The organism is Enterococcus sp. C74, from assembly GCF_040887125.1.
GTDB lineage: Bacteria > Bacillota > Bacilli > Lactobacillales > Enterococcaceae > Enterococcus_B > Enterococcus_B hirae.
Window position 1 is genome coordinate 147,283 of sequence record NZ_JBFOFA010000001.1, and the last position, 17,777, is coordinate 165,059.

The 17,777-nt window shown below is 36.6% G+C and carries 15 protein-coding genes and 1 tRNA gene; 11 read left to right on the forward strand and 5 right to left on the reverse strand.

From position 1 onward, the window contains the following. Positions 1–182: 182 nt before the first annotated feature. On the forward strand, positions 183–1,376 hold the full coding sequence (locus tag AB3H93_RS00810; RefSeq protein ID WP_010720061.1) for a glycine betaine/L-proline ABC transporter ATP-binding protein: 1,194 nt from the start codon (positions 183–185) through the stop codon (positions 1,374–1,376). Continuing rightward, positions 1,369–3,096, forward strand: a complete 1,728-nt coding sequence (locus AB3H93_RS00815) for an ABC transporter permease/substrate binding protein (RefSeq protein ID WP_010720060.1) — start codon at positions 1,369–1,371, stop codon at positions 3,094–3,096. The genes AB3H93_RS00810 and AB3H93_RS00815 overlap by 8 nt, the downstream gene beginning before the upstream one ends. Before the next feature lie 268 nt (positions 3,097–3,364). Here AB3H93_RS00815 and AB3H93_RS00820 read toward each other — a convergent pair whose 3' ends face one another. From AB3H93_RS00820 to AB3H93_RS00830, 3 genes are all read right to left on the reverse strand, one after another. Then, positions 3,365–3,964 (reverse strand): SOS response-associated peptidase, encoded by a 600-nt coding sequence (locus tag AB3H93_RS00820; RefSeq protein WP_368019970.1) that lies wholly within the window; start codon positions 3,962–3,964, stop codon positions 3,365–3,367. Between the two features lie 418 nt (positions 3,965–4,382). Continuing rightward, positions 4,383–4,455 (reverse strand) — tRNA-Lys (locus AB3H93_RS00825). Between the two features lie 248 nt (positions 4,456–4,703). Continuing rightward, positions 4,704–5,648, reverse strand: a complete 945-nt coding sequence (locus AB3H93_RS00830; protein ID WP_207432770.1) for a tocopherol cyclase family protein — start codon at positions 5,646–5,648, stop codon at positions 4,704–4,706. Between the two features lie 314 nt (positions 5,649–5,962). Here AB3H93_RS00830 and AB3H93_RS00835 point away from each other — a divergent pair, with 314 nt between their 5' ends. From AB3H93_RS00835 to AB3H93_RS00875, 9 genes are all read left to right on the forward strand, one after another. Beyond that, complete coding sequence (locus AB3H93_RS00835; protein WP_010720056.1) at positions 5,963–6,529, forward strand: DUF1836 domain-containing protein; 567 nt, start codon at positions 5,963–5,965, stop codon at positions 6,527–6,529. After that, positions 6,519–7,376 carry a DegV family protein gene (locus AB3H93_RS00840; RefSeq protein WP_010738442.1) on the forward strand — a complete coding sequence of 286 codons (858 nt, stop codon included), beginning with the start codon at positions 6,519–6,521 and terminating at the stop codon, positions 7,374–7,376. Before AB3H93_RS00835 ends, AB3H93_RS00840 begins: the two co-directional genes overlap by 11 nt. 430 nt (positions 7,377–7,806) lie before the next feature. Continuing rightward, entirely contained in the window at positions 7,807–8,496 is a 690-nt protein-coding gene (locus AB3H93_RS00845) for a hypothetical protein (protein WP_053765760.1), read from the forward strand. Between the two features lie 242 nt (positions 8,497–8,738). Beyond that, complete coding sequence (gene yycF, locus AB3H93_RS00850) at positions 8,739–9,443, forward strand: response regulator YycF (protein WP_010720053.1); 705 nt, start codon at positions 8,739–8,741, stop codon at positions 9,441–9,443. 3 nt (positions 9,444–9,446) lie between these two features. Continuing rightward, a complete protein-coding gene (gene walK / locus AB3H93_RS00855) occupies positions 9,447–11,282 on the forward strand; it encodes a cell wall metabolism sensor histidine kinase WalK (protein ID WP_010738440.1) in 1,836 nt (611 codons plus the stop codon). Beyond that, positions 11,279–12,592, forward strand: coding sequence for a YycH family regulatory protein (yycH, locus tag AB3H93_RS00860; RefSeq protein WP_010720051.1), 1,314 nt, complete (start codon positions 11,279–11,281; stop codon positions 12,590–12,592). Before walK ends, yycH begins: the two co-directional genes overlap by 4 nt. Then, complete coding sequence (locus tag AB3H93_RS00865) at positions 12,593–13,465, forward strand: two-component system regulatory protein YycI (RefSeq protein WP_010720050.1); 873 nt, start codon at positions 12,593–12,595, stop codon at positions 13,463–13,465. Between the two features lie 50 nt (positions 13,466–13,515). After that, positions 13,516–14,325: an MBL fold metallo-hydrolase gene (locus AB3H93_RS00870; protein ID WP_010720049.1), complete on the forward strand. Its 810-nt coding sequence runs from the start codon at positions 13,516–13,518 to the stop codon at positions 14,323–14,325. Positions 14,326–14,564: 239 nt separating this feature from the next. Further along, positions 14,565–15,044: a hypothetical protein gene (locus AB3H93_RS00875; protein ID WP_096708443.1), complete on the forward strand. Its 480-nt coding sequence runs from the start codon at positions 14,565–14,567 to the stop codon at positions 15,042–15,044. A gap of 504 nt (positions 15,045–15,548) precedes the next feature. Here the strand turns inward: AB3H93_RS00875 and bacL2 are convergent. Next, complete coding sequence (gene bacL2, locus AB3H93_RS00880) at positions 15,549–16,157, reverse strand: BacL2 family protein (protein ID WP_368019971.1); 609 nt, start codon at positions 16,155–16,157, stop codon at positions 15,549–15,551. Positions 16,158–17,083: 926 nt separating this feature from the next. Beyond that, a complete protein-coding gene (locus tag AB3H93_RS00885) occupies positions 17,084–17,755 on the reverse strand; it encodes a lysostaphin resistance A-like protein (protein WP_368019972.1) in 672 nt (223 codons plus the stop codon). Positions 17,756–17,777 lie beyond the last annotated feature (22 nt).

The following is a 17,777-nucleotide window of genomic DNA, read 5'->3' on the forward strand; positions in this document are numbered from 1 at the left end:
ATCATCAAATTTTAATCTTGAATAAGCCTAACCGCTAGGGCTTTATTCAAGTTTTTTTTATTTTGGAAGCAAACAAAAAAGTCTCCTTTTTGACAAAGTGACTACACGATGTTAGTATAGTGTGGTCACTTTTTTCAGAAAGTAAAATGAATTTACATAAACATAAAAAAGGAGAAATTTGTTTGGTAAAGGTAGAAGTAAAAAATTTAACAAAAATATTTGGTAAAAAGACACAAGTAGCTTTAGAAATGATGAAGAATCATCAACCGAAGACAGATATATTGAAAAAAACCGGCGCAACGGTCGGTGTGTACGATGCTAGCTTTGATGTTCAAGAAGGCGAAATATTCGTTATCATGGGTCTTTCCGGTAGTGGGAAATCAACCTTGATTCGATTATTGAATCGTTTGATCGAACCAACAGCAGGAAACATCTATATCGATGGAGAAGACATCTCAAAATTGAGTAAAGAAGAACTTCGTGAAGTTCGTCGTCACAAGATCAATATGGTTTTCCAAAACTTTGGGTTATTTCCACATCGTACGATCTTAGAAAATACGGAATATGGTTTAGAAGTTCGAGGAGTTCCGAAAGAAGAACGCCAACAAAAAGCAGAACAAGCACTTGAAAACTCAAGTTTGCTTTCATTTAAAGATCAATATCCAAATCAATTATCTGGTGGGATGCAACAACGTGTTGGGCTAGCTCGAGCATTAGCCAACGATCCAGAGATTTTATTGATGGATGAAGCTTTTTCTGCTCTTGATCCGTTGATTCGCCGTGAAATGCAAGATGAACTACTCGAATTACAATCAAATGTCCAAAAAACGATCATTTTCATCACCCATGATCTAAACGAAGCGTTGCGAATCGGTGACCGTATTGCATTGATGAAAGATGGTGAAATCATGCAAATCGGCACAGGGGAAGAAATCTTAACGAATCCTGCTAACGATTATGTTCGAGAATTTGTGGAGGAAGTGGACCGTTCCAAAGTCTTAACAGCTCAAAATATCATGGTTCCAGCGTTGACTACAAATATTGAATCAGATGGTCCGAATGTTGCATTGACTCGAATGCGCAACGAAGAAGTAAGTATGTTGATGGCAGTCGATAGAAAACGAAACTTAAAAGGAATCATTACAGCTGATCAAGCGCTAGAAGCCAGACGCCAAAAACGGCCGTTGATTGATTTCTTAGATGAAAATGTCACTGTCATTGGGAAAGACATGATTGTCAGTGATATCTTCAATATTATTTATGATTCACCGACGCCACTAGCAGTCGTTGACAACGGTAAACTTAAAGGGGTTGTCATTCGAGGAAGTGTGATTGAAGCATTAGCAGAATCAGGTGAGGTGAATGAACATGAATAATTTATTAAACTATCAATTACCCGTAGCAGATTGGGTTGAAAAATTGACAGAATGGTTTACGACTACGTTTGCAGGATTATTTGCTTTTCTACAAACGATCGGGCAAGCAGTGATGTCTGGGATCACTAATTTATTATTAGTTATTCCAGCACCAGTGTTCATCCTTTTATTAACAGTCGTTGCATTCTTTATCTCTAAGAAACGTCCAGGACTGACCTTGTTTACGTTGATCGGTCTATGGTTTATTTACAATCAAGGGTTATGGTCTGATTTGATGAATACTGTGACACTTGTCTTATTGTCTAGTATGATCTCCATCATTATTGGTGTACCATTAGGAATCTTAATGGCAAAAAGCAGCAAAGCGCAAAGTATCATCAAACCGATCCTTGACTTTATGCAAACTATGCCAGGATTTGTTTACTTGATCCCAGCAGTTGCATTCTTTGGGATTGGGATGGTTCCAGGGGTATTCGCCTCAGTTATCTTTGCGTTACCACCAACTGTTCGTTTCACAAATCTAGGTATTCGCCAAGTACCAAAAGAATTGGTGGAAGCATCTGATTCATTTGGTAGTACCAGTTGGCAAAAACTGTTCAAGTTAGAATTACCATTGGCTAAAAGTACGATCATGGCGGGGATCAACCAAACCACCATGTTGTCACTTTCAATGGTCGTGATTGCTTCAATGATTGGAGCGCCAGGATTAGGTCGTGGCGTCTTGTCAGCATTACAACGTGCGCAAGTCGGAAATGGATTTGTTAACGGGGTAGCTTTAGTTATCTTGGCGATCATCATTGACCGTTTTACGCAACATTTGAATCAACCAAATAATAAAAAAGCGACAGGTGCGAACAAACAAAAAAGTAAAAAACGCCAAGGAATCATTATTGGAGCTGTAGTGGTTGTGATTTTAGGTGCCATTGGCTTAGGTAGTTTAGCTAATAACAAAGAAACAAAAAAAATCAATCTTTCATATGTAGAATGGGATACTGAAGTAGCTTCAACGAATGTAGTTGCTGAAGTACTTAAAGGAATGGGCTATGATGTGTCGATCACACCATTAGATAATTCCATCATGTGGGAATCTGTTTCTAAAGGAGAATCAGATGGGATGGTAGCTGCTTGGTTACCAAAAACCCATGGTTCCCAATATGCACAGTACAAAGACCAAATAAATGATCTAGGTGCTAATTTAACCGGTGCTAAAGTTGGCTTAGCTGTTCCAAGCTATATGGATGTCAACTCAATTGAAGAATTAACCAATCAAGCAGGTAAGAAAATCACCGGTATTGAACCTGGTGCCGGAGTCGTCAATGCTGCTGAAAATACAATCAAGCAATATGACAACTTAAAAGATTGGACCGTAGAAACTTCTTCTTCAGGTGCGATGACAGTGGCATTAGGTCAAGCCATCAAAAAGAAAGAACCAATCGTTATTACTGGTTGGACTCCACATTGGATGTTTGCTAAATATGACTTGAAGTATCTTGAAGATCCTAAAAAAGCCATGGGAAGTGCTGAAGAAATCCATACGATCGTCCGCAAAGGATTAAAAGAAGACCAACCAGAAGCATATAAGGTCTTAGATAATTTCCACTGGTCAGAAAAAGATATGGAAAAAGTCATGTTAGAAATCAATAACGGAAAAGATCCACAACAAGCAGCGCAAGACTGGATCAAAGAAAATCAAAAAACAGTCGATAGCTGGAAAGAATAATGTTTAGGTAACTGATCACGAAAAGTTCGATCAAACTCTAGTAAATCATAATGAAGCGTTCTGAAAATAGTCTTTACTATTTTTGGAACGCTTCATTTTTTGTACCAATATATTAGAAGTTTTTGTGCAAGACAGCTAGTATTGAGGTGCTCGTTCAATTTTTTGTAAATATTTGAATAATGTTATGATGCTTCAACACTTCAAAACAAACCGAAGTATCTGAGAAGCATTTTGCTCATTGTATTTTTCAGTACATGTTTGTTTTTGGTTATATATGGTTTTCGTCTACATTTCGTCGACTTAACTCAGGCATCTTCGCTGTCAGCTGATTCCTTGCAAAATCTAAATCATTAAGCCAGTCTTTAATCTGTTCTTTTGCTAGGATTAAGGGCATGCGATCATGAACGGGAAGCACTGATTGACTTGGTTGAGTGGTCAAAATGATTGATTCGGTTTCAAATCCAGCTTCATTTTTATGGATCCGATAAAAACCACCGACATAAAGGACGGACGTTTGACTGTCAGTGAACATTACTTTGTGTTTGTCAGAATCCCATTCATAAAAACCCGACATTGGGAAAACACAACGAGTCTCTTTGAAAGGGTGAGAGAATGTCTTTTTTTCTTCGACTGTTTCTGCTCGAGCATTGATCATTAGCTGTCCTTTTTTAAAACCGGTAAAGCCCCAACGAGTGATACCTGGCACAACAGCGGATTCTTGATTAAGACCTAATGTTACTACATGGTTCGATGGAAAAATTTCATTTTTTCCAATGTGGATTTGCTGACTTTCTGCCTGTGGCTTTACTTGTTCATAATACTTTTTCAGTTCATCGGATGCTAAATCAAAAAAATAACGTCCACACATAATTTTTTCCTCCAATCACTAGTTGATAAAACGATCCAATAGTTAGTTAATGGTTGGCAAAAGGCTGTCTCATCAACTAAATAGGATCCCAAGGTGTACGAATTTCTCTGGTAATACGTCAAAAGGGCTAGACTTACTTTGTTTCATTGAAACTTTAATTAGATTGTAACGATAAATGCTCTATTAATAAAGTAAACGCTATCATTTGGTTGCGATGAAGAGATCTGTTAGAGGAAGCAATGTGGGTTAATTAATTGACGGTTTGGCGGAGTTCATTCATTCGTAGTTTTCCCCCGGACAATACTAAGTGATCAATCAAAAGAATATATCCGAAAAACAAAAAATGTCATCACGTACACTCTTTTCGAAACTACCGAAGTAGCCAAGAATGTACTGATGACGTGGGTTTGGCACCCAATGGGCCGTGAGGGGCTCGAACCCGCGACCCGCTGATTAAGAGTCAGCTGCTCTACCAACTGAGCTAACGGCCCAATAAATTTATGAAATATTTACTGAATATTACTTAATAATAGTAGCACTGTGGATTTTAAAATGCAAGACTAGCTTAAAAAAAATCATAAAAAACTTTACGTCTTTATAGAAATTCATTCATAGTTTATTCACAAATGCTCAGTATGATATAACCATACCAACCAACAAAAGTTCTTGCAAAAGAACTAACCCTAACACTTTTTCATTTTTACTCCTTCCCGCCATTTTTAATGGCGGGTCTCCTATTTTAGTAGGTAAAACCATGCAAATGATCCACTTCCTCAAATCCTGCTGCGATCCCTTTTTGTTCCAAAAGCGTTTCATTATTTTTTTGTAACGTTACATAGATTTCTGTACTGGCTTTTTCACGAATCACTCGATTCATCAATCCTTTGTGAGGCGCCATTAATGGATGTCCGTCTTTTTGCAGGACTGCCAGTGTTAATTTAAGCTGTTGTTGTTTGATCGTGATAACTAAATAGTCTTTTTCTTGGACGATCGATAAAATTTTAGCTCCGTAGTAAGTAGCAAAGCGGTATTCTTCGCTCTGGATCTGCAGCACTGCGATGATTCCCAAAAAACGTCCACCAAGAAATGGAATTTCTGCTGCAGAAAAGAAAAAACGAGCATCGGACGTCTCAAATTGATTACACTGGGCCCATACATAAGTTGCAGGAAAAGAAGAGCCCCAATCTTTTTCTACATAACCAATCCCCTGATCAAAATCAATGGGTTGATCATTCCAGACTAATTCTCCCTGTAGTGAATGTTTCATGCTTAATATCCCATGGTAACATTCCATAAAAGCGAAATAAGAAAAAGGGCCCATGATACTAGGGGCATAGTAGGTCCGATGGATAGGTGTAAAATCGCCATAATCAATCGTTCCATGAATCGACAGATTGTCATTGGTTAACGAAAGAGAAATACCCTTTTCACTAAAGATATTTTCACCAATTTTTATGAATAAATGTTCTTTTTCGATAAAGAGTTGCGCACTATCAAAATAAAAAATCTCGGAATGTTCATGACTGATTACTTGTATAAAGGGAGACTTTTCGCCATTTTCCGCAATCGAATAGCCAGGAATGAAAGCATAAACGTTATTTCCGATTTGATGTTTAAAATACCATCCTTCAAAAAAAGGGTGGGTTTTGTTTTCTCCTTGAAAAAATTTATCTGTTGGAATCATCTTTATTTCCCTCCATTCACTCTTATTCAGTGTACCATGCCGAATGGACTGAAGGTTTCAAATAAGCTTAGAAGTAAGCCAGTTACTATCCGTAGGTCTTAAGGAATCAGAAAAGTAAGAAAAAATAGCAAACAAAGAACCAAGGTATCTGTTTAAGGAGGGAAAGATTGTTTTATTTTAGGTATTCGCAAGTAAAATTGTTTTATTTTCTCGAGAAATTTAATATAATTGAATTACCTAGTTAAAAAAACTAGATTGGATGTTTTTAATAACTCTAATAAGATGTTTGTAAAAACAACAAAGGAGAACAAGTAATGGAAAAAATGCGACAACAATTAATTGAATGGGGAAAAGAACTGGAAAATTATCATTTACCTCAGTGGGATGAACTTCCTGATTTAGAACTTTATATGGATCAGGTCAGAACGTTAGTTGATCGCTATCTTTCTCCTGTTATCCGAGGTGAGAAACATCCATTGTTGACCTCTTCAATGGTAAATAATTATGTGAAATTAGGGCTAGTTCCAGCGCCCATCAAAAAACGATACAACAAAGAGCATGTTGCATTTTTAATTGCAATTACATCATTGAAGCAAGTTCTAACGATTCCGGAAATTAAAGAAGGAATCCTCTTTCAAGGGAAAACGGTTGGTATCCGTGAAGCCTACAATCTATTTTGTCACGAACAAGAAAAAGCCATCAAAATGGTTAGCCAATTGGCTCAAGGAGAAGTCTATCCACAGATATTGGAGCAAGAGATACCCGTAGAATATATCGCAGTTCGATCGGCGACCTTATCATTTGCGATGAAATTGTTGGCAGAAAAAACGATTAGTCTAGAAACTGAGTATTTAATTGAGGAGAAAAAAAATGAAAAATAAAGTGGCGATTTTAGTAGACTCTGGGACAGACGTTCCACAAGAGCTAATTGAAAAATATCAAATGTATGTGATTCCATTAAAGATTATTTATAAAGATCGAGTATATACTGATAAAGTTGATATTACTCCGGAGGAAATCTATCAAAGATTACCTCAAGAGATTCCAGGAACATCTTTACCTGATGGCGAAACAATTACCAAAATTTTTGAACAGATCAAACAGGACGGCTATGAAAAAATCTTAGCAGTAACAATCTCGAGTGGATTAAGTGGTACGTATAACATCGTTCGGTTGATTGCCCAACAACAAGAAGAATTGGAAGCGTATGTACTAGATACTAAGAACATTGGGATCGGAGCAGGCTTTTCAGCAATTCAAGCAGCTAAATGGTTAGAAGAAGGAATGGAATGGTCATTATTGATTGAAAGGCTCAATGAATTAGTCAAACAGACCAAAGTATTCTTTAACGTGGCAACCCTTGAATATTTACAAAAAGGGGGAAGGATTGGATTAGTTGCTTCTATATTAGGAACGGCTTTAAAATTAAATCCAATCATTTCTTGTAATGATGAAGGCATTTATTATACAGTGGGCAAAGCAAGAGGACGTAAAAAAAGTCTAGATCGAACTGTTTCCTATGTGAAAGAACGAGTTGGAACAGCTAAAGTCTTTAACTTAGCCGTTGCGCATGGAGACGCTAAAGAAGAAGCAACTGAGATGATGGCGAGATTGAAGGAAGAATTTCCACAAGCGCAACAAATCTATTTTGGTCAAATATCCCCTGCACTTGTTGTTCATACAGGTCCTGGTTTGTTAGGTGTCGGGGTTCAAGTATTAGAAAAGTAATCAGAAAAATAGCTATTCAACAAAGTCAAACAGCTTAAAATAGCAAAGAAGAGGTTGAAATAAAAGTGTTTAGCATCGAGAAATAAGAAGGGATTTTCGAAAATTGAAAAGAAGTATAAATACTAGTGTTTGCTGTTAATTGTTATCTACTTGGCACTTCCCAAATTATTGGTTAATTTCGGCTTATTTTTCGAAGATGTTGGTTTCACCATTTATTTGTTTTTCTAGATACTAGAAGAGACTGAGGCAAGTTTTGCCTTAGTCTCTTTTTGATCGTTTAGCTAAGAATGATTCTGAGCGATAGGAAAGATAAAAATCAACATCTTACAACTTAAACAAAAAAAGATAAATATTATATAGCTTAAGTAGCGATGTATTTGGCAGCGTAAAATGTTATAATACGAACTATTAATAAAAAGAGGTGGTATAAATGAAAAAAGTAGGATTTGTAATGGTTATTTCAGCTTTTCTTCTTGTTGGTTGTGGCACAAAAGGAAATAAAGCAGAAGAATCAAAGGCTGCTTCATCCAGTGAAACTCAAACAATGACTAACTCTTCAAGTTCAGCCAAACAAGCATCATCACAAACCCAATCTACTACGACTAACTCCCAGTCTGTCGCGAAAAATACGAATACTACGCAAAATGAAACAACGAGCGCATCAACGACAATCAGCAGCACCACCGAAACAATGGTCACTCCCGATCCGCTAAGTGGCTATACAAACGACCAAATTGAATATGCCCGTGTCTGGTTAGCAGTTATGGGTACACATTACAAAACCGATTTAGCCAGTGGGAATTTTAAACTTCATGTGTCACATTCAGCTGCTGGAGCAGCAGTCAATCCTTATGATAGCACGAGTTTGACTTTTCCAACTGAAACGGTCACTCTTTCAGGAGAATATGGTTATCAAAGTTTAGTTGTTTATTCAAGCAATCATAACGGTACGATCACTTGTTATCCTGTTCCGAGTCATTTTCAAGGTGATCCAAGAGATCAAGCAGCAGTGAAAAAGCAGGAACAAGAAATCCTTGATCAAGCAACGATTGTTTCGATCCCGACTGGCAATCCTGAAGATGTCAAAGAATTAATTGCGGTACAAGTTGTAGATAACTGATGAATACCGTCGTTTTCTATAAAAAATAAAATAGCCCTATCAATCAGTAAAACGAATCGAAAAAATGCTATTTTTTGATTCGTTTATTTTTTGTCACCAAAAACAAATAAAAGATAAACAAAATGAGGATTCAAGTGAGAAGTGTATGTTTTCTGTAAGGCTTTTTTTACAAAGATGAAACATCTTGGAAAATACGTTATAATGGGAGAGTATGACAATAATAAAAAAGAGGTGGCTCTTTAATGAAAAAGATTTTAGTTGTCGATGACGAAAAGCCGATTTCGGATATCGTCAAATTCAATTTAGCCAAGGAAGGCTATGATGTTTATACTGCATATGACGGGGAAGAAGCCTTAGAAAAAGTCACTGAGGTGGAACCTGATTTGATCTTGCTAGATTTGATGTTACCAAAAATGGATGGCTTAGAAGTCGCGCGTGAAGTACGGAAAACCTACGACATGCCGATCATTATGGTGACTGCAAAAGATTCTGAAATCGATAAGGTATTAGGACTGGAATTAGGTGCTGATGATTACGTGACGAAGCCTTTTTCTAATCGTGAACTAGTGGCTCGAGTGAAAGCCAATCTTCGTCGTGGCGCAACTGCTACCAAAGAAGTAGAAGAAATTGCCCCTTCTGAACTCGTGATTGGTGACCTGACGATTCATCCGGATGCTTATATGGTAACGAAACGAGGCGAAACAATTGAACTAACGCATCGTGAATTTGAATTGCTTTTTTACTTAGCAAAACACATCGGACAAGTGATGACACGAGAGCATTTGCTGCAAACCGTGTGGGGCTATGATTACTTTGGTGATGTGCGAACTGTAGATGTAACCGTGAGACGTCTACGCGAAAAAATTGAAGATAATCCAAGTCATCCTAATTATTTAGTGACACGGCGAGGTGTTGGTTACTATTTACGTAACCAGGAACAGGAGTAATTGATGAAAGGAAAAGTGCGCTTTTTTCGATCAGTCAATTTCAAAATTGCGATCACGTTTATTTTGATCTTACTGATTTCGATTGAGATTATTGGTGCCTACTTTATCCGAGGGTTAGAGCGTTCAACAATCAATACATTTATCAAAGATATGAATCAAACAGTTGAATCTTTAGCGACCACGATCAGTCCCGAATTAAATCGTAAAGACAACGCAGACATTGAAGAAGTCAATGCCAATATCAAACGATTCATTGAAAACAATGCCTCGAGTGACATTTTAGAGATTCGAGTTATTGATGAAAAAGGGATTATACGTGGGACAACGGATGTTAGTGATCAAAGCTCAATCGGTAAGAAAAACGATTATGTAGATATCAATGATTTCACAACAAAAAGGTATGTCGCATTAGATAGTGACGATAAGCGAGTGAATATCAATATTCAACCGATCCTGTCCCCGACCGGCGATGCCGTTATCGGGGCTCTTTACGTCAAAAGTAATATTGAGCAAAAATATTCTGAAATCAATAATACTGCGATTATATTCTTCACAGCTTCGTTGATTGCAGCCCTGATCTCCATGGTCGTATCAGTCTTAGTCGCACGGTCGATCACTCAGCCAATTGGCGAGATGCGAGAGCAAGCGATTAGGATTGCTAGGGGAGATTATAGTCGTAAAGTTAAAGTCCATGGACAAGATGAATTAGGACAACTGGCGGATACATTCAACCAGCTGGCTGAAAGAATCGAAGAAGCTCAAGACACGATGGAAGCGGAAAGGAATCGGTTAGATAGCGTCCTGTCACATATGACAGATGGTGTCATTGCGACCGATCGAAGAGGTAAAGTCATTACGATCAACGATATGGCTGTTTCTTTATTGGATGTCAAAAATGAAGATGCAATCGGTCAGTCGATTTTGACTTTGTTAGATATTGAAGAAGAATATACATTACGTAAACTGCTAGAAGACCCAAATGAAATGGTACTTGATCGTTCAACTGGATTAATGGAAAGCGACCAAATGATTTTACGAGTAGATTTCTCTATGATCCGCAGAGAATCAGGTTTTATTAGTGGATTGGTAGCCGTATTGCATGATGTAACAGAACAAGAAAAAACAGAAAGAGAACGTCGTGAATTTGTCTCGAACGTGTCTCATGAACTACGCACACCGTTGACAAGTATGCGTAGTTATATTGAAGCTTTAAGTGAGGGAGCTTGGAAAGATGAAGAAGTTGCTCCTAATTTCCTAAAAGTAACGTTAGATGAAACAGATCGAATGATCCGCATGATCAATGACCTGTTGAATCTTTCTCGAATGGATACAGGAAATACACAATTACAGTTAGAGTACGTCAATTTTAATGAATTAGTCAATTTTGTTCTTGACCGCTTTGATATGATGGTGGGTAACCAAGAAAAGAACTATACGATTAAACGGGAATTTACCCAAAGAGATCTTTGGGTAGAGATTGATACCGATAAAGTAATCCAAGTGATTGATAATATTATGAATAATGCGATCAAATATTCTCCAGACGGTGGAATGATCACATGTCGTTTGTTGGAAACACACAATAATGTGATTTTAAGTATTACTGACCAAGGACTTGGGATTCCTAAAAAAGATTTGAATCGGGTATTTGAACGATTTTACCGCGTGGATAAAGCGCGTGCGAGAGCCCAAGGTGGAACGGGGTTAGGATTGGCTATCTCTAGAGAAGTAGTCAAAGCCCACCGTGGCGCAATCTGGGCAGAGAGTAAAGAAGGAAAAGGATCAACCTTCTATATCTCGTTGCCATATGAACCATATGAGGAGGAATGGTGGGAATGAAAATTTCTGAAAAAGTTATTCGAATAGGATTACTCCTAATGATTGCTTTAAGTATCTACCTCTCATATGCCATTTGGCTGAGTCCAGCAGGTAAAACCTCGGTTAATTTTGACGAATCCAATTCACAGATGATCGATTCACAAAACTACCGAAAAGCATCTGAAGTTTTTCTTCCATTACATGTGACTTGGTTGCATTCAGGACAAATAAAGGAAACAAATAGTGAAAATCTTGTTTCTCGCCTCCAAACAGTCATCGAGGGCGCTCGATTTGGCAGAGTAACAGAAATCGTCAATGGCGATAAAGAGAAATTTGACAAGCTAAAAACTATTCAAGAAGGCATTGAGCTTACTTATAATGCGCCGCTACTACTTAGTGAGTATAAAGAAGCTTTTCATCTAAGTTTGGATTTTTCAGCGCTTCCTAATCGGACAGATTCTATTTACTTTATGCGTATCCAGTTTGATAAAAATGAGAACAAAGTGCGATTCCTTGATTTTGAGACGGATTCCATTTACGAATCGAATCTTTCAGTTGATTGGAAAGAGTTGGAAAAAGAATTAAAGGCAACCGATAGTACGTGGACAGAGATGGAAAAAACGCCTTCGATTGTTGAGACACAATATGAAACGAAAGATAAAATCAAATTAAAAAAATATAGTTATATCCTGTCACAACAACCATATACTTTGTTTAGAAATGCCTTTTTCCAAAAACCAGATGAGGTCAAAACAAATAATGAGAGCAATGAACTGCTTTTTTATGATGGAAATGAGACGATGAGGATTCATTCAGAAACACAAATCGTTGATTTTCGGGGAGAGATCGGACAAGACAACGTCACAGCGAATATTTTCTCACAAAGTTTTCCATATATTAGTAAATTAGGCAATTCATTAGGAAATATGCGTTATTTTGATCGAGAGAACAATCAGATCGATTATCGAATATTTGTAGAAGGATTTCCTGTATTTGGTTCAGACAGTAAAGGGAAAGTTGAGATTGAAATTGGAGCGGATCAAGTAGATTCACAAGTGAAGATCCAAACCAGCTTGAATACGATCCAAGTACCGATTCCATCTGATGAAGAAGTTGAATTGCCACAAACAGAAAAAGTCATCCAGAGTCTTTTGGATAAAGGGGCAGACAAAGAAAAAATCGAGTCGTTGATTGTTGGCTACACGTGGCAAAATATCAAGGAAACGAATCGAGTCGTCGATTTATTACCTGAGTGGTATGTAAAATACCAAGGTCAATGGTACGCTGTCAATGATTTGCTTGGACGATTACCTGAAACGGAGGCGAATTAAATGGATTTCAAAAAAATTGAATGGATTTTTTTCGTTGCTTTTTTAGGGTTAAATGTTTTTTTATTTAGAAGTTATCAAGAAACGATCAGCCAAGAAAATAATGTGATCCGATCAGGACAAACCGAATCCATTCAACAACGACTTTCTAGTGATGACATTTCTTATACTGGTAAAATCTCTTCAGAAAGTAGACAAGGGTATTATTTAAGTGCGGAGGAAACGGACCTTAGTAAGGAACTGGACAGTCAACGTCATGGGACAAGTAAAAAAGGACTGTTGAGTAGTGGGATTGTTTTCAATGACAATGTTTTAACAAAAACTTTATCTGAGACAGAATCAGAAAATAGTATTTTTGATCCTGATAAAATGGGAAGTTCAGTGAATAGCTTTTTAAACAAAAAAAACAATGTACTCTTTGGTAGCGATTATGTTTATATGAAGAATTTTTCTGATCTAGACAGCGCAACGCCCGAAGTACAAGCGAGTCAGAAATATGATGGTCTACCTTTTTATGATGATACAGCTAAAATTGTGTTTTCACTGAATAAACAAGATAAAAGTTATGCTGTCACGAAGTACACGCAGACACATTTATCCGATATTGAACAATTACGGGAAAAAACAGAATTACACACAGAAGAAGATGCAATCAAAACATTGTATGTAAATAATAAGATTTCTCGAGGTTCAAAAATCCTTTGGAGGCAGCTTGCTTACTCTTGTATTTTGAAAGTGCGAGAAAAGAATGTGTATGTTCCAGTCTGGTATGTGGCGATAGAAACGCCTGATAAATCGATCCAAGTAGAGTCGGTCAATGCATTTAGTAATACGATTGTAACAAATAATACGATTCCAAAGGTGGAAGATCATTAAAAAAGTAGTATAATGAAAAAAGTTTACAAAGTAAGAAGGGAAGTAGTCAAATGGCTGAAGAAAAACCAGCTTTTAAAATCAGTATCCTAGCCAGTGGAAGCTCTGGAAATTCACTTTATATCGAAAGTGATAAAAAAAGGCTCTTGGTAGATGCTGGTCTCAGCGGGAAAAAAATTACTTCTTTGTTGGCTCAAATTGATCGGACACCTGACCAATTAGACGGAATTTTAGTCACTCACGAACATCGAGATCATATTCATGGGGTAGGGGTACTTGCAAGGAAATATCATTTAGATGTGTTTGCCAATGAAAAAACATGGGAAGCAATGTCTCCATTAATTGGGAATGTTCCTATTGAACAAAAGCATTTGTTTGAAATGGGGAAGGTGCAAACATTTGGAGATCTAGATATTGAAAGCTTTGGCGTTTCTCACGATGCTGCAGCTCCGCAATTCTATCGTTTCCATAAAGAAAACCGTTCATTTGTGATGTTAACTGATACAGGTTATTGCAGTGATCATATGCGAGGAATCATCAAAAATGCAGATGGCTATTTGATGGAAAGTAACCATGATTTAGAGATGTTGCGGATGGGCCCTTATCCTTGGAATTTAAAGCAACGGATCTTAGGTGATCGGGGGCACTTATCCAATGAAGATGGCGCCTTAGTCATGACAGATGTTATTGGTGATCGTACCAAACGTATCTACCTTGGTCACTTGAGTAAAGAAAACAATCTAAAAGAACTAGCTCACTTGACGATGGAGAATGTCCTAAAAGAAAAAGATCTAGGTGTCGGTTATGAATTTGATATTTATGATACCGATCCCTCAGAAGCAACGGAGTTATTTTCGATTTAGCCGTAGTCAACTATATAACCCAAAAAACGCTCAAACAACTTGTTTTGAGTGTTTTTTTGTTCATTTAAAGCAGAGAGGATTTTTGTCTCATTCAGTTACGTTTTATTAACAACGAGGTGTACTTTCAATAAGGCTATAATAGTTTAAATTTTAGATAAGATATATTGTTCATTGGTTATTGATAGTGATTTTTTATTATATTTAATTAAATATAAATGTTTGTTTAATAGAGGTTTTTTATGAAAAATAGTTATTTTATTATTTTAGGGTTGTTATTGTTGGCGGGGTGTTCAAGCTCAGGAGTTGATCGTACCTCTTCCAGCACGGATCAGACTTCCACGCAGATCACCAAGACTTCTACAGAAAATTCACAAAATAGTACTACCAAGGAAAAAGAGAATCAACCTATTAGTAATGTAGAATCGACGGGAAATAATCCTGCAGAGGATTCAAATGTGCAAGAAATAAAGGATTCTTCAACTACTACTGAAACGACTGCTAATGAAAGCGAGAAAACAGATGAATACTATCGTTTAATCAAGCAGGCGTGGCAAGAACAATCTGAATATATCAACTCGTTAACAGATCCTAAGGTGAAACAATCTGTTCAAACACCGTCTGCTGCCGCAAACGCCAAAGCTAGCCAATTGGAATTGGACAATCCAGCAGATACTCAGTTGATCCAAACTAGTTTAAAACAAGTGCTGAATGGTCAATAATAAATAAGGAAAAATAGTTGTGATTAACAGGATCCTTTCCGAAAAAATTAGCCGAAGGAGATTGAGACAAGTTTTGTCCCAGTCCCTTCGGCATTTTTTGACAAATGCTAAAACAGCTATTCAAAGGTCAAGTATAGTTAGACCGTAAATGAAAAATATAATAGAGAAGACTAGGCAAGAGGGTCATTGCTCAAAACAGACAGATACAAAGTGAAACTAGCTCTCATTATTATTGTATTAGTGAAAAGATTGAAAATTTTTATTACGCCTAATAGGTGTATCACTTACTTTTACATAATCAAAAAGTTGAAACCAGCTAAAAATTTTTAGAAAAATGATTAGAACATATCAAATGTTTCGTTGTTTTGCACTCTCTATGCGAGATAACGATAACACTCAAAGTAGGAAACATAATCAGATGTGATCCACATTGACGATAGACATACCATTGAAATGCTTTACTATTTTTCAAAGTAGATGAATAGGGAAAGAAAAACATAGTGATTAGGCAATATATTTCAAGAATGATTCTTTGATTCGTTGACATTTTTTTCTGGTTTTTGCATCGTAAGTCTTACTGATTCCTAAAAGGAGACAAATTTCTTTACAAGAATAACCGTGATAAAGCAGTTCGATGAAGGTACCTCTAAAAAAGTCCTGTTTTTTAAAATTTTCTATTAGAAGTTTTTCCTCGATCGAACGTTCTGCACTTTTAACTGTGCAATTTTTAGAATGATGTAGCGATTCGATGTTTTCCCATCTTGTCACGTCATAAGTAATCCCATCTTTATTGAAGACCTTGCTTCCGGATTTTTTATATTGTTTCCAAGTCTTCTTTTCAGCAATATAAATCCTTCGCAACGTAACATTTTTAAACGTGGAGCCTGTGATACTCTTGAAATCTTCAATGCCTTCCCAAATTGCTAAACAAAGGTTACTGTAGAAGTCTTCAAAAGGAATAAATACTCCGTTAGATTGTGCTTTGAACACAAAACGATGCGCACAAGATTTTATATAAGGGTCTAAATCCAAAATGATTAAATCTAAGATATCTTTATCATTCGTCAGATAATATTTTTTCAATAAGTCATCAATCATTTGCCAGATATTCATTTCGCAACACACTACCTTTATTTTTTTGAAAGATACGTTCCTAAAAATGTTATTTTGTGACATATAAAATAACTTTTTTTGTAAAAGTTAAATAAATGATAGTCTGATAGATATATAATAAAAACAGTGGTTTTTTAACAAAAAATTTTATTTTTGTTTTATTCTTTATAAAATCGTGAATGACAGCAGTCAGTCTGATATAAAGGAGATGTCTTTCTTTAAATGATTTTTCTAAGAGAAGGTGCATTCGTAAGTAGTAATGATTGATAAAATTAATTAAAGTATGTAATGAATTAGCAAGTTCCTCATTTAATAACAAAAACAAAACAATATTAATTGTTTTAAAATCACTTTTGTATTTATATTTTTATAAATAAAGTGTTTTTTAATCGCATTTTTGTTAGGCTGTTTTTCTCTCATACTGCGTATTTTTGTAAAACGAAAGCAAAGACACTTTAGTTGGAAGAGAAGGGGAACGAGTTGGTTTAGTGCAAAGTTGATAACTCTTGTGGGCGCCCATAAGACGATGTGGTTAAATTTTTTCTATGAACCAATCTAATTCAATGTTTATAGTTAGATCTAGATGAACATGATTTTAATAGGATCTGAAAATAATCCAAATGGCAATGACTGCTATTTTCTGTCGTATTTAAAATAAGTGTGCTATTAGAGAAGACCATCAAAGTGTTTTGAGAAGGTTAACAGAGGAAATGGTGAGTGTCACGATAAATGGAAACTGCTAGTAGCTAGCGGATAAAACATAATGAATAGCTCTAAATAACTCTATCTTTTTCATAACTACGAAGGAAAAATTTGTTAAGAGAATGAGCTAGGATCGGAAAGAACGCAAAAAAAGACCAGCGACTAAGATTTGCTGGTCAGTAGATAGTATAAGGCGAGTCTTTAGATTGGTGTTAGTTGGCAGCTCATGAAGCAGCGATCCAGCCCTTTTGAACGGCGATCTGCACCACTACCACCAATGTATTCATTCCCACATGTGTGATCATCGAGGTCCAGATTCTTCCCGTTGCTTTGTATTGGAGACTAAAGAAAAAACCTAAGAAAAAGTAGATCAGTAAGTGACCATCGTTATGGGCAAAAGCAAACAATAAGGAACTAACGATTGCCCCGATCCAAAAGTTTGTATATTTGCCAACGATACCTAAGATGCTACGACGAAAGACGAATTCTTCCATGACTGGACCAGCGACTGTGGTAGCTATTAAAAAGGCTGGAGCTTCAAGAATCATTTGAATAATATTTTGCGTATTCTCAGAAGGAGCGCTGTTACCAAATAAAAGAGTTTCCAACGTCACTGCAAGTGCCTGTAAGATCAAAGCAATGAAAATCCCAACAAACCCATATAAGATGATTTTTGGTGTCGAAGCACTAGGAATGGCTGCTTCCAGTGGTAGTGGTTCATTTTGCTTGAAATAAAAGAAAGCTAAAACAATTGCTCCTATGATATAGGCAATCGTCGTTGCTGTAATCACGTCAGTAACAGTATGGATGAGTCCGATAGAGGAAAGGATCAATGGGGAAAGAAAAATGAGTCCATAGCAAAAGATACTAGCGAAACTATATTTTTTTAATGACATAAAATACCTCCTTAAAGATAGG

Coding starts and splice junctions, on each gene's coding strand:
- AB3H93_RS00845 (WP_053765760.1), top strand. CDS start 7,807: ATGAAAAAAGTAGGATTTGTAATGGTTATTTCAGCTTTTCTTCTTGTT.
- AB3H93_RS00840 (WP_010738442.1), top strand. CDS start 6,519: ATGAAAAATAAAGTGGCGATTTTAGTAGACTCTGGGACAGACGTTCCA.
- AB3H93_RS00835 (WP_010720056.1), top strand. CDS start 5,963: ATGGAAAAAATGCGACAACAATTAATTGAATGGGGAAAAGAACTGGAA.
- AB3H93_RS00815 (WP_010720060.1), top strand. CDS start 1,369: ATGAATAATTTATTAAACTATCAATTACCCGTAGCAGATTGGGTTGAA.
- AB3H93_RS00830 (WP_207432770.1), bottom strand. CDS start 5,648: ATGATTCCAACAGATAAATTTTTTCAAGGAGAAAACAAAACCCACCCT.
- yycF (WP_010720053.1), top strand. CDS start 8,739: ATGAAAAAGATTTTAGTTGTCGATGACGAAAAGCCGATTTCGGATATC.
- AB3H93_RS00870 (WP_010720049.1), top strand. CDS start 13,516: ATGGCTGAAGAAAAACCAGCTTTTAAAATCAGTATCCTAGCCAGTGGA.
- AB3H93_RS00885 (WP_368019972.1), bottom strand. CDS start 17,755: ATGTCATTAAAAAAATATAGTTTCGCTAGTATCTTTTGCTATGGACTC.
- walK (WP_010738440.1), top strand. CDS start 9,447: ATGAAAGGAAAAGTGCGCTTTTTTCGATCAGTCAATTTCAAAATTGCG.
- AB3H93_RS00875 (WP_096708443.1), top strand. CDS start 14,565: ATGAAAAATAGTTATTTTATTATTTTAGGGTTGTTATTGTTGGCGGGG.
- AB3H93_RS00865 (WP_010720050.1), top strand. CDS start 12,593: ATGGATTTCAAAAAAATTGAATGGATTTTTTTCGTTGCTTTTTTAGGG.
- yycH (WP_010720051.1), top strand. CDS start 11,279: ATGAAAATTTCTGAAAAAGTTATTCGAATAGGATTACTCCTAATGATT.
- bacL2 (WP_368019971.1), bottom strand. CDS start 16,157: ATGAATATCTGGCAAATGATTGATGACTTATTGAAAAAATATTATCTG.
- AB3H93_RS00820 (WP_368019970.1), bottom strand. CDS start 3,964: ATGTGTGGACGTTATTTTTTTGATTTAGCATCCGATGAACTGAAAAAG.